Source organism: Arthrobacter sp. Y3224055 (genome assembly GCF_059090825.1).
In genome coordinates, this window is record NZ_JBNHGB010000002.1 from 425,688 (window position 1) to 440,693 (window position 15,006).

16 protein-coding genes are annotated in these 15,006 nt (G+C 66.8%); 10 read left to right on the top strand and 6 right to left on the bottom strand.

The genetic code is table 11. From position 1 onward, the window contains the following. Position 1 precedes the first annotated feature (1 nt). Positions 2–538, top strand: a complete 537-nt coding sequence (ybaK, locus tag AC5RTY_RS07330; protein ID WP_494139296.1) for a Cys-tRNA(Pro) deacylase — start codon at positions 2–4, stop codon at positions 536–538. On the opposite strand, the gene AC5RTY_RS07335 is transcribed toward ybaK, so the two are convergent. Next, positions 498–1,736, bottom strand: a complete 1,239-nt coding sequence (locus AC5RTY_RS07335; RefSeq protein WP_494139297.1) for an alpha/beta hydrolase family protein — start codon at positions 1,734–1,736, stop codon at positions 498–500. The genes ybaK and AC5RTY_RS07335 overlap by 41 nt on opposite strands. Positions 1,737–1,836: 100 nt before the next feature. Between AC5RTY_RS07335 and AC5RTY_RS07340 the strand changes: the two genes are divergently transcribed. The 6 genes from AC5RTY_RS07340 to AC5RTY_RS07365 all read left to right on the top strand — a co-directional run bounded on the left by AC5RTY_RS07340 (position 1,837) and on the right by AC5RTY_RS07365 (position 7,012). Next, the gene (locus AC5RTY_RS07340; protein WP_494013866.1) at positions 1,837–2,340 is read left to right on the top strand and encodes a hypothetical protein; all 504 of its coding nucleotides are present in this window, start codon (positions 1,837–1,839) and stop codon (positions 2,338–2,340) included. A gap of 14 nt (positions 2,341–2,354) precedes the next feature. Then, on the top strand, positions 2,355–2,777 hold the full coding sequence (gene msrB, locus AC5RTY_RS07345) for a peptide-methionine (R)-S-oxide reductase MsrB (protein WP_493999566.1): 423 nt from the start codon (positions 2,355–2,357) through the stop codon (positions 2,775–2,777). Positions 2,778–3,006: 229 nt separating this feature from the next. Continuing rightward, positions 3,007–4,386 carry a DUF6421 family protein gene (locus tag AC5RTY_RS07350; RefSeq protein WP_494139298.1) on the top strand — a complete coding sequence of 460 codons (1,380 nt, stop codon included), beginning with the start codon at positions 3,007–3,009 and terminating at the stop codon, positions 4,384–4,386. Position 4,387: 1 nt separating this feature from the next. Continuing rightward, the gene (locus AC5RTY_RS07355) at positions 4,388–5,191 is read left to right on the top strand and encodes an SDR family NAD(P)-dependent oxidoreductase (protein ID WP_494139299.1); all 804 of its coding nucleotides are present in this window, start codon (positions 4,388–4,390) and stop codon (positions 5,189–5,191) included. Positions 5,192–5,240: 49 nt separating this feature from the next. Next, on the top strand, positions 5,241–6,308 hold the full coding sequence (locus AC5RTY_RS07360; protein ID WP_494139300.1) for a threonine aldolase family protein: 1,068 nt from the start codon (positions 5,241–5,243) through the stop codon (positions 6,306–6,308). A gap of 113 nt (positions 6,309–6,421) precedes the next feature. Continuing rightward, positions 6,422–7,012 carry a DUF3000 domain-containing protein gene (locus AC5RTY_RS07365; RefSeq protein WP_494093273.1) on the top strand — a complete coding sequence of 197 codons (591 nt, stop codon included), beginning with the start codon at positions 6,422–6,424 and terminating at the stop codon, positions 7,010–7,012. A gap of 208 nt (positions 7,013–7,220) precedes the next feature. On the opposite strand, the gene AC5RTY_RS07370 is transcribed toward AC5RTY_RS07365, so the two are convergent. The 4 genes from AC5RTY_RS07370 to AC5RTY_RS07385 all read right to left on the bottom strand — a co-directional run bounded on the left by AC5RTY_RS07370 (position 7,221) and on the right by AC5RTY_RS07385 (position 10,660). Then, positions 7,221–7,742 (bottom strand): class I SAM-dependent methyltransferase, encoded by a 522-nt coding sequence (locus AC5RTY_RS07370; RefSeq protein ID WP_493999562.1) that lies wholly within the window; start codon positions 7,740–7,742, stop codon positions 7,221–7,223. Between the two features lie 263 nt (positions 7,743–8,005). Beyond that, a complete protein-coding gene (locus tag AC5RTY_RS07375; protein ID WP_494025833.1) occupies positions 8,006–8,449 on the bottom strand; it encodes an AAA family ATPase in 444 nt (147 codons plus the stop codon). Positions 8,450–8,556: 107 nt separating this feature from the next. After that, positions 8,557–9,213 carry a response regulator gene (locus AC5RTY_RS07380; protein ID WP_493999560.1) on the bottom strand — a complete coding sequence of 219 codons (657 nt, stop codon included), beginning with the start codon at positions 9,211–9,213 and terminating at the stop codon, positions 8,557–8,559. 19 nt (positions 9,214–9,232) lie between these two features. Further along, a complete protein-coding gene (locus tag AC5RTY_RS07385) occupies positions 9,233–10,660 on the bottom strand; it encodes a sensor histidine kinase (protein ID WP_494025832.1) in 1,428 nt (475 codons plus the stop codon). A 360-nt stretch (positions 10,661–11,020) separates the two neighbouring features. On the opposite strand from AC5RTY_RS07385, the gene AC5RTY_RS07390 reads away from it, so the two are divergent. The 3 genes from AC5RTY_RS07390 (at position 11,021) to AC5RTY_RS07400 (ending at position 13,939) form a co-directional block, all read left to right on the top strand. Further along, on the top strand, positions 11,021–11,476 hold the full coding sequence (locus AC5RTY_RS07390; protein WP_493999558.1) for a hypothetical protein: 456 nt from the start codon (positions 11,021–11,023) through the stop codon (positions 11,474–11,476). A gap of 272 nt (positions 11,477–11,748) precedes the next feature. Further along, positions 11,749–12,102 carry a hypothetical protein gene (locus tag AC5RTY_RS07395; protein ID WP_493999557.1) on the top strand — a complete coding sequence of 118 codons (354 nt, stop codon included), beginning with the start codon at positions 11,749–11,751 and terminating at the stop codon, positions 12,100–12,102. Between the two features lie 382 nt (positions 12,103–12,484). Then, on the top strand, positions 12,485–13,939 hold the full coding sequence (locus tag AC5RTY_RS07400; protein ID WP_494013861.1) for an HRDC domain-containing protein: 1,455 nt from the start codon (positions 12,485–12,487) through the stop codon (positions 13,937–13,939). On the opposite strand, the gene AC5RTY_RS07405 is transcribed toward AC5RTY_RS07400, so the two are convergent. Beyond that, positions 13,877–14,905 carry a DMT family transporter gene (locus AC5RTY_RS07405; protein ID WP_494013860.1) on the bottom strand — a complete coding sequence of 343 codons (1,029 nt, stop codon included), beginning with the start codon at positions 14,903–14,905 and terminating at the stop codon, positions 13,877–13,879. The two genes, AC5RTY_RS07400 and AC5RTY_RS07405, sit on opposite strands and share 63 nt — an antisense overlap. Between the last annotated feature and the right edge of the window lie 101 nt (positions 14,906–15,006).

Genomic DNA, 15,006 nt, shown 5'->3' on the forward strand with positions numbered 1-15,006 from the left:
GGTGGCCAGGCACAAACCATCCGCCGGAACCCCCGCCACCACGCTGCTGCAGCGGGCGGGGGTTCCGCACGTGCTGCACACCTATGCCCACGACCCCGCGGCGCCCAGCTTCGGCCTTGAGGCCGCGGAGGCGCTGGGGATGGATCCCGCCCGCGTGTTCAAGACCCTGATGGCCGTCGTGGACGAATCGCTGGCGGTCGCCGTCGTGCCCGTCAGTTCCAGCCTGGACCTGAAGAAACTGGCCGCGGCCTTGGGCGGGAAGCGCGCGGCCATGGCAGACCCGCAGGTAGCCCGGCGGCGCACCGGGTATGTGCTGGGCGGGATATCGCCGCTGGGGCAGAAACACGCCAGCCGCACGGTGCTGGATTCCACCGCCCGGGACTTCGGCGCCATCCTGGTCTCGGGCGGCCGCCGCGGGCTGGATATCGAGATCGCCCCGGCGGACCTGGCCGCGCTGACGGGCGCGTCCTTCGCCCCGCTGAAGGCGGGTGAGGGCCCTAGCCGACCGGACGGAGCACCCGGGTCAACCAGGACGTGACGACGCGCTCCCAGCGTTCCGGGTCCACGTTCCATTCGCGGGTGTGACCGGCCCCGCTGAAGGGCTCGAACGTGACCAGCGGGTTCTTCTCGGCCAGCGCCGCGGACGGGCCGTGCGGCACGAAGTCGTCGTCCTCGCTGTGCACGATCAGCGTCGGCACCTGCAGCTCGTCGGCCCGGGCCACCCAGTTCATCATCTTCAGGTCCAGCGGGGCGGCGAGGCCGGTCAGCAGCCGTCCGGCCTTGTTCGAGATCAGCCACTGCGAGAACTGCCCCACGGCATCCGGTATCCGGTTCAGCTTCGCCTGGTGGGCCAGCACGTCGGTCCAGTCAATCACCGGGGCGTCCAGCACCAACGCACGGATCCGGCTCCGGTAGCGGGACTGGTCGGCTGCCTGCAGGCTGATCGCCCCGCCCATCGACCAGCCGAACAGCACCACATCCTCCGCCCCGTTCGCCAGGGCGAACCCGATCGCCGCCTCGACGTCGCGCCATTCGGTCATGCCCAGCCCGTAGCGGCGGTCCGGGGCTGAGGGGGCTTCGCCGTCGTTCCGGTAGGAGATCAGCAGCGACGCCATGCCCAGCCCGCGGACCGACCGGACGGCGCGGATGCCCTCGGCCCGGGACGCACCCCGGCCGTGCACCATGATGGCCCAGGTTTTCGCCTCCGCCTCGGCGCGGACCAGCCAGGCCGGCGCAATGCCGCCTTCCACCTCGATGTCGACTTCCTCATTGGCCAGCCCGACGGCGGCCGGGTCCGGGTAGGCCGCACCGCCCCACCAGCCGCGCGTGGCGGCGCCGAGGTCGCCGGCATACACCTGCTCGACCCTGCGCTGGACCGTGCCTTCCCGCGGCGAGTAGGACGTCACCTCGCCGACCCGCGCCACGGATCGTCCGCCGTCGTAATAGACGCTGTAGACGCCCGGCGCCGTGGTGTCCGGGGTGGCCGGCAGGATGATTTCCTGCTGCGGGCCGGTTCCGACGACGGCCAGGATTTCCAGGTCCTGGACGTGCTCGCGGACCGGGGTGAGCACCTGGCGGGCGAAATAGGAGGCCAGTCCCGACGTCGCTCCGGCCAGGACTGATCCGGCTCCGGCTCCCGCCAAGGCACCGAGCAGCAGCCAGCGGGCACGGGGCAGCTGGCCGTCGCCGGCGGAGGTGTTCCGGCCGGACCGGTCTGAGCGTTCGAACACAGCCATGGGTCCATTCTTGCCGGTGCCGGTGCCGACCGCTAACCGGCGCCGCCGTCGGCGCGCCGCGTTGTTGTCCCCCGCTTGTGCTGCTGATTAGGCTGGGCGCATGACCGAAACCATCGTCGTGCTGACCGAGGAACCGCTCAACGACGCCGACCTGCAGAATTTCGGCTGGCTGGCCGGCGAGCAGACCGCCGCCGGGCAGACCACCTTCCGGGTGCTGATTCCGGAGGACACCAAGCGGAACCTGCTGCTCGATTTCGTCGAGCGGCTGAGCCTGCTGGAGGTTGGCACCGCATTCCGCGAGCTGGCGCACGGCCAGCCGACTCCGGAAGAGGCCCGGCACGAGGCCGACGAAGCCAGGCGCATCTCCGCCAGGCTGCTGGCGGAAGCGGGCTTCAACGCCACCGTGGACATCGTCGAGGACGACGGCGTGTCCGCCCTGGTCAAGTACGTCGCGGAACATCCCGCCGACCGGGCCGTTGTCATCACCCGGCCGCATTCCATTTCCGATACCTTCCATACCGACTGGGCCAACCGGGCACAGGACAAGCTGGGCATTCCGGTCCTGCACCTGTACTCGGGCTCGGGATACATTGGCGACTCGTGAACGTTGGAGAGACTATGAGCAACACAGAGGCCGGACAGTTCCCGGTGACCAAGACCGACGATGAATGGCGGCAGGAGCTGAGCCCGGAGGAATACCACGTGCTCCGCGAGGCCGGCACGGAGCGGCCCTACACCGGCGAATACTGGGATACCCATACCGAGGGGGTCTACAGCTGCCGCGCCTGCGGAGCCGAATTGTTTACCAGCAAGGAGAAGTTCGATTCCCACTGCGGCTGGCCGTCCTTCTGGGCGCCGCTGGCCGAGGGCACCGTGCGCTACCTGCGCGATTCGACGCTGGGCATGGAGCGGATCGAAGTCCGCTGCGCCAGCTGCGACTCGCACCTCGGGCACGTGTTCGAGGGCGAGGGCTACGGGACCCCCACGGACCAGCGCTACTGCATCAACTCGGTGTCACTGACGCTGAAGGACACGCAGTAGCTTTTCGTACCGCGCCTCCCCTCACCCCTTCGGCGCTTCCACGTTTCATCTGATTCAAGCCCGGCCAGCACGAGCCGGGCTTAATCATTCCCGCCCGCCGAGGGGCTGAGCATTACAGTTCCTTACTTAGGGCCGCTTTTGACATAAGTAGTGCTGGTGCCTTGCTACGCTCGCTGCATATTCCACGTGAGGCGCCGGGAGACCCGGCCCGACGGAAAGCGAGGCGACGATGACCATCACCCCCACCCGCAGCAACTCCAGTGCCGCCGTGCACGGCAACCCGGCGCAGCACCCGGCATGGCTGCGCCTGAAAGAGGCGGCCACCGCGCTGCGCGGACTCCAGGTCCACGACGGCTCAGTACCGGACGACGGCAACAAACCCGCTGCCGCCGGGCACACGGACGTGATCATCGACGCCATCGGCCAGCTGGCCCCGCTGTTCGAACACGACGCCGACTACCTGGAGAAACTGGTGGTGGACTTCCGCCGCTGGCGCGACGGCGGATTCGGCGTCCCGGACTTCCTGGACTCGCTGCTGGCCTTCCAGCCGCAGCAGCACCGGATCAACGGCCTGCGGCACCTGGTGGTCTTCCCGATGTACACGCAGAACGGCAGCAGCGACCGGTTGGTCGAAGCCGTGCTGATCGAGGTCATCTGGCCGGACTTCATCGGCGAACTGGAATCGGGCTCCTACTCCAACAAGCTGTTCGTGCCCATCCGCTTCCTGGACTTCACGGCCGGCTACGACACCAACTCGGCCGTGCTCTTCCCGGAGACCGTGGCCGTGCGGGAAACCCCCGCCTTCACCTGGGGCGCCATCTTCGCCGACCGCGAGGCGGCCCGGTTCCGCACGGTGGTCCGCGCCGCGGCCGACATCACCTCGCTGGACCTGCCGGAGGAAGCTGCGGCCCTGCTCGATGACCAGCAGTTGACGCAGGAAACTTTTGTCATGTGGGACCTGATCCACGACCGCACGCACATGCGCGGCGACCTGCCCTTCGACCCGTTCATGATCAAGCAGCGGATGCCGTACTTCCTGTACTCGCTGGAGGAACTGCGCTGTGATCTGACCGCCTTCCGCGAGTCGGTGCGCCTGGCCCAGGACGCCACCGCGTCCGATCAGGTCCGCAGGCACGCCCGGCTGGTGCAGTACGCGGTGATCTTCGACCGGATCTTCCGCTTCGCCATTACCGGCAACCGGGTGCGCAACTACGACGGCCTGGGCGGCCAGCTGCTGTTCGCCTGGCTGCACCAGCACCGGGTGCTGCACTGGACGGACGGCAAGCTCTCCATCGACTGGGACCACGTGGCGGACGCCGTCGTCGCCCTGGGCGGGGAAATCGAGGAGCTGTACTGGCGCTCCATCGACCGGCCCAAGGTGGCCCACTGGCTGGCCGCCTACGAGATGCTGACCAAGACGCTGACCCCGCACCCGGCCTCGGTCTGGGCCAAGGGTCCCGATGCGCTGCCGCTGACGGGGCTGCCGCGCGAGGTCACCGACCAGGTCATGGACGACGAGTTCCCGCTGTCGATGTTCTACGAGGCCCTCTCGCGGAAGATGAAGCCGGTGATCGAATCCACCTCGGGGATCACCGGAGAGTCGGCCTGACATGGCCGCCGCCGAACACCAGCGCAACGGCGACGGGCCGCCCGATGCCGAACGGCTGCTGGCCGCCGCGCCCGGCCCCGGCCGCCTCGCCGGCCTCACGGTGGTCGTCGCCGGCGCATCCGGCGCCTCCGGCCAGGCCGTCACCGCTGCCCTGACCGGCGCGGGTGCCACCGTGCTGGCGGTCGGCAGCAGCAAGGACCGGCTCGACGCCGCCTACGCGGAGAACGACGCCGTGGCCCCCTACCAATGCGACCTCGCCGACCGGCGGGCCGTGGAAGAGCTGGCCGGCGCCGTTGCCGCCGAGCACGGCGGGGCCGACGGCCTGATCCACCTGGTGGGCGGCTGGCGCGGCGGCCAGGGCCTGACGGGGCAGTCGGACGAGGACTGGGACTTCCTGCACCGGCAGCTGATCAGCACGCTGCGCAACACCACCCGCGCCTTCTATTCCCAGCTGGAGGCCTCCCCGTCCGGCCGGGCGGTCATCGTCTCGAGCACGGCAACGGATTCCCCCACCGCATCCGGCGCCAACTACGCTGCCGCCAAAGCCGCCGCCGAGAGCTGGATGTTCTCGGTGGCCGATGCCTTCCGCCGGGCCCAGTCCGGACGCAAGGAGAATCCCGCCCCCCAGCGCTCCGCCGCCGTCGTCCTGGCCGTCAAGGCCCTGCTGGACGACGCCATGCGCCGGGCCGATCCGGAAAAGGCATTTGCCGGTTTTACCGACGTGGCCGACCTGGGCCGCGCCGCCGCCTCCCTGTTCACGCTGGACGCCGCCCGCCTCAACGGGGAACGCATCCGGCTGGCCTGACCCGGGTCCGGCTGTGACGGCACCCACTCATTAAGGAATACTGAAACACGTGACTGACTCCCCCCTGCTTTCCGGTTCCCTGCACGACACCGACCTGCGCGGCTTCGCCTCGGACAATTACTCCGGCGTCCATCCGGAGGTCCTGACCGCGCTGGCCCACGCCAACACCGGGCACCAGGTTGCCTACGGCGAGGACGCCTACACGGCGCGGCTGCAACAGGTGATCGCCGGACACTTCGGCGACGCCGCCCAGGCTTTCCCGGTGTTCAACGGGACCGGCGCCAACGTGCTGTCGCTGCAGTCGCTGTTGCCGCGGTGGGGCGCCGTTATCTGCACCTCCTCCGCGCACATCAACGTGGACGAGAACGGCGCGCCCGAGCGCGTGGGCGGGATTAAACTCCTGGCGGTGCCGGCCGACGACGGCAAGCTCACCCCGGAGCTGATCGACCGCGAGGCGTGGGGCTGGGGCGACGAACACCGCGCGCAGCCGCTGGCCGTGTCCATCACGCAAAGCACCGAGCTGGGCACGCTGTACAGCATTGAGGAAATCCGCGCCATCGCCGACCACGTGCACGAGCGCGGCATGAAGCTGCACATGGACGGGGCACGGCTGTCCAACGCGGCCTCCTCCCTGGGCACCGACCTGCGCAGCTTCACCACCGACGCCGGGGTGGACATCCTCTCGCTCGGCGGCACCAAGAACGGCCTGCTCTACGGCGAATGCGTGGTGGTGCTGAACCCGGATGCGGCCCACGGGCTGCAGTACCTGCGCAAGATGAACATGCAGCTGGCCTCGAAGATGCGGTTCATCTCCGCCCAGCTCATCGCCCTGTACGACGGCGACCTGTGGCTGCGCTCCGCCTCGCACGCCAATGCGATGGCCGCCCGGCTGCGCGCCGCCGTCGAGGGCGTCGAGGGGCTGTCCCTGACCCAGCCGACCCAGTCCAACGCCGTCTTCGCCGCGCTGCCGCCCGGAGTGGCGGACCGGCTGCGGCAAAAATTCCGCTTCTACGACTGGGATTCGTCGCGCGGGGAGGTCCGCTGGATGTGCTCCTTCGACACCACCGAAGACGACATCGACGCCTTCGCGGCGGCCATCCGCAGCGAACTCTCCTAGTCCGCGCCGGGATGCCCTCCGCTCCACGGCGCGCCTGCCTGACGTCTCAGGGCACCAGGGCATAATCTGGCTGTGTGAGTGCGATTGATCTCTCAGCAGTGCCGCCTGAGTTCATGCGCGCGCTGTCGGCCCTGCGCCAGGCGCAGTGCCGGAATGAACTGCGTCTGGAGGAAATTCCCGCGCCCTCCCGGCTGGCCCCCTTCGCGGTGGCCCTCGGCGCGGAAGTCATCGCCGAACCGGGCCCCCGGCCGCTCCACGGCCCGGTGGTCACGGCGCTGCAGACCGCCGACGGCCCGGAACTGGCCACCGGCCGCTTCATCCTGCTGCACGACCCGGAAGGTTCGGCGGTCTGGGACGGAACCTTCCGAATCGTCACCTACATCCGCGCCGAGCTCGACGCCGACATGGGCAACGACACCATGCTCGGCTCCGTCGCGTGGGACTGGCTGGTGGAAGCCTTGGAGAACCACGGCGCCCCTTACCGCAACGCCGGGGGCACCGCGACCCGCATCCTGTCCGAAAGCTACGGCACGCTGAGCGGGCGGCAGGACTCGATCGACATCGAACTTCGCGCGTCCTGGACGCCTGCCTCCGCCGACATCCGCTCCCACCTGGAGGCGTGGAGCGACATGGTGTGCACCTATGCCGGGTTGCCGCCACTGCCGGAAGGTGTTGCCGCCCTGCCGCACCGCCGCCGCAACTGACCAGCCGACGCCCGCCTGCAGGGCAGCCCGTGTGCCGGCGCGTCCCGCCATTCGACCGGGCACGAGCCACACGTTACGGACCGGCACCGGGCCGTGGCGAGTTCCCGGGTCAGCGCGGCAACGTGCGCGGCGTAGGGGTAGACCTGCCCAGGCGGCGGTCTCGTAGGAGTACACGATGAGGTAGCTGACAGTGGCCTGCTCATTCTTTTTACCGGACGGAAGCCGTTATGGCGGCATGGGCTCGCTTCCCGGGGTCTTGGCGCGTCTCGACGTCGAGCACATCGAAACCTGCTTCGCTGAGCAAGTGCCCCATCTGCTCGATGGAGCAGTAGTACGCCGTTGTAACAGCGTGTGGGAAAGGCTTGCCCGAAAAACCCTCGAAGAATCCGACGAGTAGTTGCCCGCCCTGGGCAAGGGCACGAGCGATCTCCTTGAGCACGAAGGACAACTCGTCTGGTGGCATGTGGATGAGGGAGTACCAGGCCAGCACACCATCCAGTGATCCATCTGGTACGTCTAGATTACGTAAGGAGGCAACGCGAAAAGGCACATCGGGAAAGCGTACGCGGGCACTTTCAATGAATTCGGGAACAAGGTCGATCCCTTGCACATTGGCACCGCATTGGTAGAGGAAGTCGGTCCAATGGCCGGGTCCACACCCGGCATCAATCACGCAGCCGTCAATACTTGTCGCCCAACGTCCGATGCGTTGCCGATCCAGCTCGTGCATGTCCTCAACGGAACCAAGAATGCGCGTGTACTCGGCGGCACGTGCCCTATATGCGACTCGGATAGATTCACTCCCCATGCTGACGAGCGTAGCGGTCAGGGAACAGCACCGAACGATACATGGGCCTGCGCCTCTATGCCGCTCTTTAACCGGGCACTTCGCCAGCATGGCGGCTAGCGTCAAGGACGCCGTGCCGGGCCCCTTACTCTTTGCGTCCCGCCACAAGACTCCCAGGTGCCTGCTAGCCGTTCGTTTATCGGGCGTCAGGCCTCATCACACGTCGAGATGAGACGCTCAACCTCATCCGCCAGTTCCGGAACCGGTCGACGACCATCCAGTTCGTGGGACGCCCCTTTCCGAAGCAACGGTTCGACGTCGAGAACGTATTGGCGGATCACGGACTGGTCTGCCTCTGAGCTGCCGTAGGGATTGTTCTTACGAACCGAGACTCGCTCGATGAGGACTTCTACGGGTGCGCTCAGGAGAACAACAGCGGCGAAACGGTCATAGAAGCGACCTTGATTCTCGACAGTCCCCGAGACAACCAGAGACGAATGAGATGCCAGAAGTGCCGTCATCCGCGGTTCATCCCACGTTCCGTCAGGAAGCACCCAGGCGTCGTAGTCGGTGTCGATCGTTCGGTAGCCCCGCCGGGACAACTCGTGCAGCACCGTTGTCTTTCCCACGCCTGGCATGCCGGTGATCAAAACTCGAGACATGACAGCCGGCGTAAACGGTGCGCGAGAGTGCCCGGTAACCGAGATGCACGCACCAAATCAGCGCCCGCAACAGTTATCGAGCAACTGTCGCCTGTTCAGGTGCCCAGTAGGCGGCGTTCGTGGGCGAAGGCGACCAACTGGAGGCGGGTGCGCAGTTCGAGCTTGTCCAGCACGCTGCGCAGGTGGGTTTTGATGGTGGCTTCAGAAACGAACAGACTCTCCGCCATTTCACCGTTGCTCAGGCCTTTTGCCGCGAGCAGGAAGACGTCCCGCTCCCGCACCGACAACACATTAAGTACGGACAAGTCCGGGCCGATAGCGGGAACGGTGCGGGCTGCATGCTCGAAGAGAGAGTGAATGGATCCCGGGGCGATGACGGAGTAGCCGGAATGAACGGTCCGGATCGCCGCCAGTAGAAATTCCGGTTCCGCGCTCTTGAGCAGATACCCGCTCGCCCCGGCCTGCACAACCTGAACCACTGCCTGATCCCTGTTGAACGTGGTCAACGCAATGATCTTCGGCTTATCGATGCCGGCCGCCGCGGCGTGCTGCACGATCCGCCGGGTGGCTTCGACGCCATCCATTACCGGCATACGCAGGTCCATCAGCATCACGTCCGGACGCCGTTCGATTGCAAGGGCCACCGATGCTTCCCCGTCACCGGCCTCTCCCAAGAATTCCAGATCCTCCTGGCTCTCTATCAGCATGCGGATACCCGCCCGGAACAAGGGCTGGTCGTCCACCAGGGCCACGGTGATACGTGTCCCCTCCTCAACCACGGTGGTCCGCTTCCCGTGCGGCCCCTGCCTGCCCGGGAAGGCCCGCTGCGGCGAGAGCCGGCTGGACTTCCGCACTCGAAACGTCACCGAAGGTGTCCCTGGCTTCGGCGCCGACTGCATCGTCCCCCGTCGTCGCTTCCATGGTTCCGTAGGGGATAAAGGCCGTCACCCGGAAGTGTTCGCCGTCCGGCCCGGCCGTCAGCCAGCCACCGGCCAGATGGGCGCGTTCGCGCATACCGGGAAGTCCCCTCCCCACCCGGGACGTGGCCGGATTCGCGGCATCTTCTTGGCCGGTTGCGGCGCCGGACGAGGCCACGTGCAGAGTCAGGCCCGGCCCGCTCCAGTCAAAGTGGAGCTGCACATCGGTGCCGCGCCCGCCATGTTTGAGGGCGTTGGTCAGGCACTCCTGAACGATTCGGAAGACGGCCATCTCCTGCCCGGCAGACAGTTCCACCGGTGTCCCAGACTCGGTCGGGTGAATCTTCAAACTTCCGCGCTGCATGCCTTCGATGAGTTCCGGGATGTCACTCAGCAGCGGCTGGGGCGCCACCATACCGTTATCGTGGACGCCCTCGATCACGCGTTGCGCATCCACCAAGGCGCTCCGGGCGGATCGGGCGATCGTGTCCAGGGCGCTTAGGACGGCTTGGGGCTGGTCCTTGCTCAGGTAGCGGGTTCCATCGGCCTGCGCGGCGACGACTGCCAGCGAATGAGCGAGGACGTCGTGCAAATCCCTGGCGATGCGTGTCCGTTCCTGCTCCACGATCAGGTCGATCTCGGTCTCCTGCAGACTGTTTTGCGCCAGTTCGCGGGCCCGGAACAAACCTCCCCGTTCCTGATACAGCGCCGCCAGTCCGCCGACGGCGGCGCACGCCCCGGCTATCAACAGGAGGAGCGCGAACAACTGCCAGCCATAGTCCTGCAGCATCCACCGGTCGCCGGCCTGCGCCGGGGGGAACCAGCCGACACCGTCGCCGTATCGCCACGAAAGCATCAGGAACGCCATGACGGCAGCGGCGGCCACGTTCACGCCCACAGCCATGTACCGCTGCCGGGCCGGGGCAATCCACACGATAAAGCCCAGAGCGACAAACGAGCCAAGGTAAATGGCCCAGTGATTGGCTTCCATCGGCGGCAAAATATGACTTATCTGTCCGGTAAGAAGTGCAACCGTGAACCCAAGAGAGACCAAAGGCTTCCAAGCGGCAGTGGCAACCGCCAGTGTCATCAGCACCAGCGGCCAGTTCCCTGGCCATGACTGCCAGGATCCTCCCATCCTTCCTGCCTCCGCAATACACCACAGTGTAAAGAAAAGGACGGCCGCCACAGGGGCGCCCCAATTCCGCACAAATTTCAAAACCGGTTCCATGCCAGTCACCATATCCACGGCAATCACACAGATCCCGCCGAAATGCTGCAAATCAACCTATTAGCCAAATGAATCATTCTTTGAGCCAGATTTGGTCCGCACCGCACTTCTGGTCTGGTCAGACCCCCCCGATCGACCCGCACAGCCCGATGATGATCCTTGGTCTGCACAGAAAGCATGCAAACGCTTCCCGGAGCGTAGAGCCAGCATAAGGGAACCCTTTATGTACAGAAGTCTGGTGGCCGTAGTGTTTCGAGGAACAGATGGACGGAGCCATTGGCGTGCTCGCACAAAGTGGGTTCAGTCTCAGGTAAAGAAGTAGGTTTCCAAACCGTGCAATCATCCGCAGCAGATATTTTAAGGGGCAACTCTCCCTGGTGGTCATCCATCTGGGCGAGAACGCTAATCGGCTTGGCCCTGCCTCCCGCGTATGTGCACATCCTGCATCATTTTGTCTACCTCTCCTCGGACGCTGTCCAGACCCCCTCCCAAGAAATTGGGGCCGAGGTGGGTGACGCTGTTCTATGGGGCGCGGTTGCATTGGCAGGTTTCGGATTGCTCGGGATCCTCGTCACGATCTACTTCCCCAACAAACGTCTCGTCGTCCCTGCCTGGTCACTCGGAATCTTGGTGCTGATTATGCTGGCTGACATTTGGCTCGTGACGCTCCTGGGCATAGGAGTTTTCAACGTGCCTCACATGTACGCCCCGGTGACACTTATCGTCACTTGCACTGCACTGGCACAACGGATGACAGCCGAACCTGAACACGGACGATGGCCGTGGATCGGGTTTACACTCGGCGCGGCCCCCTTCTTTGCGGCCACCCTGCTACTAGTAACCGAAATCATTTCCGGTTCCAGATGAGGCAACGACAGGCTCGGAGTGGTCCACCCTCCGGCCCGCGCCAGCGGAGCCGGTAGGGCTTAGCCGCTTGTCTTGCGCACTCTTTGGAAGCTTTTCCTAGCCAAACTTCCCCGCCATTACTTTGATGCAAGGCTAATGGCTGGGGAACCTTACTACTGGGGCACACCGCTCCTAGGCCAAGTGTCCGGCAACACCGTCCGCACCGGGTAGGCTGGGCGAAAAATCGATTCGTCCCCGCTCGCACAAACCGGGGTTGATGCGAGGGGGAACAAATGGCTAAGAAACCGTCCATCCTGTTGACTACAGTCTTCTTTCTGACTGCCGGCCTAATCCTTGGCATCAGCACCCTTCCCAGCCAGAGCCCTGCAATTGACACGCCGGATGCCCACCAGCCCTTCGTCGAATGCTCAGCTGACTACGCGGACGGTGCAGGCGCAGAACTGGACCGGAAGAATATGATCGGCGCGGAGAACAGTGTCATCATTTCCCCCGAAGAAATGAAGGTTCTGGGTTTCTCCGAAGCCCAGATCCAAGCCCAGACAGCGAAATGGAACGAGCTTTCCCCGGAAGAACGTGAAGAGCAGTTGTGCCGTGCAGCGCAACAGAACCCGGCCAGCACTCAATAACGCAGAGCGGGCCCTTTCAACCGAAAGTAACCGTTCCTGCGCCGGGCTGAACATAGCCTGACCGAAAGTCCATCGGGCCGGCAAGGATGCAACAAGTACCAAGATCCCTGCGACGACGCCGCTGGAGGCGCTGGCCGAGAAATGTGCGAACACATCCGGCCCGCCGTCGTCCTGGCGCAACCCAGATGAGGGCTCATCCGCAGGAACCCATCCGCTAGCGAAGTCAATTGCAAGTTTGTAATCACCCGGGAGCTGCGGATGCATCAGAAATGGCTGTGGGCTGCCAGGAAGTCGGCGTGCGGCGCTTCATCGCCTCCGATTACGGCATGGCGCGTCCCCCCATTCGGCCGGGCGCATGCTGCTGGCCTAAACTGAACGGATCATGAGCTCCTTGACTTCGGACACGTCCGGGCAGAACAGCCCTGACCAGAGCACTTCCAACGACGCCGCAGAACACCGGGAGCAGACCCCCCAGCTGATCCACCTCGACGCGCCTCGCGACGGCGTTCCGCTGGTCGTCGCCAGCGAGTCGGGGTTGCAGCGGGCCGCCGCTGCGCTGGCGGCCGGCACCGGTCCGGTCGCCATCGACGCCGAGCGGGCCTCGGGCTTCCGCTACGGGCAGCGCGCCTTCCTGGTCCAGTTGCGGCGCGAGGGTGCCGGCACCTGGCTGATCGACCCCGAGCCGTTTGAGGACCTGAAGCTGCTCAATGACTCCCTGCGCGGCGTCGAGTGGATCCTGCACGCCGCCAGCCAGGATTTGCCCTGCCTGTCCGAGCTGGGCATGTGGCCCGACAAATTGTTCGACACCGAACTCGCGGCCCGGCTGGCCGGCCTGCCCCGGGTGGGCCTGGCCGCCGTGATCGAATCCCTGCTCGGCTTCACGTTGGCCAAGGAGCACTCCGCGGCGGACTGGTCCACGCGTCCCCTGCCCGAGCCGTGGCTGCGCTACGCCGCACTGGACGTCGAGGTGCTCATCGAGCTCCGCGAGGCCCTGATCGACAGGCTGCGCGACGCGGGCAAGCTCGAGTACGCGCTGGAGGAATTCGAGGCGGTGCGCGCCGCCCCGCCTTCGCCGCCGCGCATCGACCCCTGGCGCCGCACCTCCGGACTGCACCAGATCCGCGACCGGCGGCAGCTGGCCGCCGTGCGCGAACTCTGGAACGAACGCGAAGCCCTGGCCGCCAAGCGCGATGTTGCACCGGGCCGGCTGATCCCGGACTCGGCCATCGTCGCCGCGGCCAAGGCAATGCCCGCCACCGTCCCGCAACTGCTGGAGACGCACGGGTTCCACGGCCGGGCCGCGCAGCGTGAAGCACCGCGCTGGCTGCGTTGTGTCGCCACGGCCCGGGGCGAGACGGACCTGCCTCCCCTGCACCTGCCCACCAACGCTCCCCCGCCGCCGCGCTCCTGGGCCGACAAGGACCCGGCCGCCGCGGCCCGGCTGCAGACCGCACGCCCCCGGCTGGCAACCCTCGCCGAGCAGTTGGACATGCCGGTGGAGAACCTGCTCACCCCCGACTACCTGCGCCGCACCGCATGGCGTCCGCCGGAACCCGCCACGGAACAGTCGGTAGACGCCGCCCTGGCCGAACTCGGCGCCCGCCCCTGGCAGCGGAAACTGACGGCCGGGCTGCTTGCCGAAGCGTACGCCAACCCGGAGCCGCTGGCACTCAAGGAGAACCCTGAGCCCGAGGCCGCCACCGGCGGCGGCGCCGTCGGCACCTCCGCGCGCCGGCGGACTTCCACGGCAACTGTTGCAGGGCCCGCCGATTCTTCAGCGGGGGCGGTGTCCGGCTCCATCCGGCGGCGCCGGCGTGAACGGCATTCCCCTGCCTGACCGCCCTTGCCGCGCCGGCGTGGGAGCCGGGCGGCGGCCGGGCACCGTCAGGACGGCGAGGCTCGCGATGACCAGGGCGACGCCGATCCAGCCCGCGGGCGGCAGCCGCTCGCCCACCACCAGCACGGCCAGCACGGCGGCCACGACAGGCTCCGCCAGCGAAAGCGTTGTGGCCGTGCTCGCGCGGACCCGCGCGAGGCCGAGGCCGAACAACACGTAGCCGGCGAACATCGGGACCAGTGCCATGTAGGCCCCCACGACCGCGTTGCCCCACGAGGCCAGCAGCGGAGCGCCCGTGGCCAGCAGCACCGGCATCAGCAACAGTCCGCCCAGGCCGAACATGGCGCCCATGGCGGCGCGGGCGGACACACCGCCGCCGATGATCCGATGCGCTGCCCAGGAGTAGAGGGCGTAGGTCAGTCCCGCCAGCAGGCCCAGGGCAATGCCCGCAATCGTGCCGCCCGCACCCCCGGCAGCGTCGCCGTCCGCGGCACCGTTGCCGCCGCCGCCCGCGGCCGCGAAACACAGCAGTGCGGTTCCGGAGAGCCCCAGCACGGCGGCGCCGGCCCAGCGGGCCCCCAGGATGTGCCGGTCGGCAGCCCGTTCGATGAGCGCGGAGGCCAAGGGAGCGGAGCCGATGCTCACCACCGTGCCGACGGCAACGCCGGCCAGGCGCATGGAACTGTAAAAGGCCAACGGGTACACGGCAACGGCCCCCGCCCCCAGAAGTACCAGCTTCCACTGCACCCGCAGTTGCGGCCGGGCACGATTCATCGGCCACAGCGCGGTCAGCGCCTGAAAAAGCCCGCCCACTCCCATGGCCACCGCGCCGATGGCAAGCGGTCCGACGCCGGGCGCGAAGGTGGCGGCCGTTCCGGTGGTTCCCCACAGCACCGACGCCGCCAGCACCAGAAAGGCGCCGGCAGGGGCCTCCGCCGGACGATACCGCTGTTCTTCCGCTTTCATGTCTCCTCGCCGCTTGCCTGCCGCCCAGCGTAGCCGCCGGACCGCACCCGCTGCATTGTTCCGGGGCACCACTACGGCGTGCTTGCTGCTTAAGTTACCGG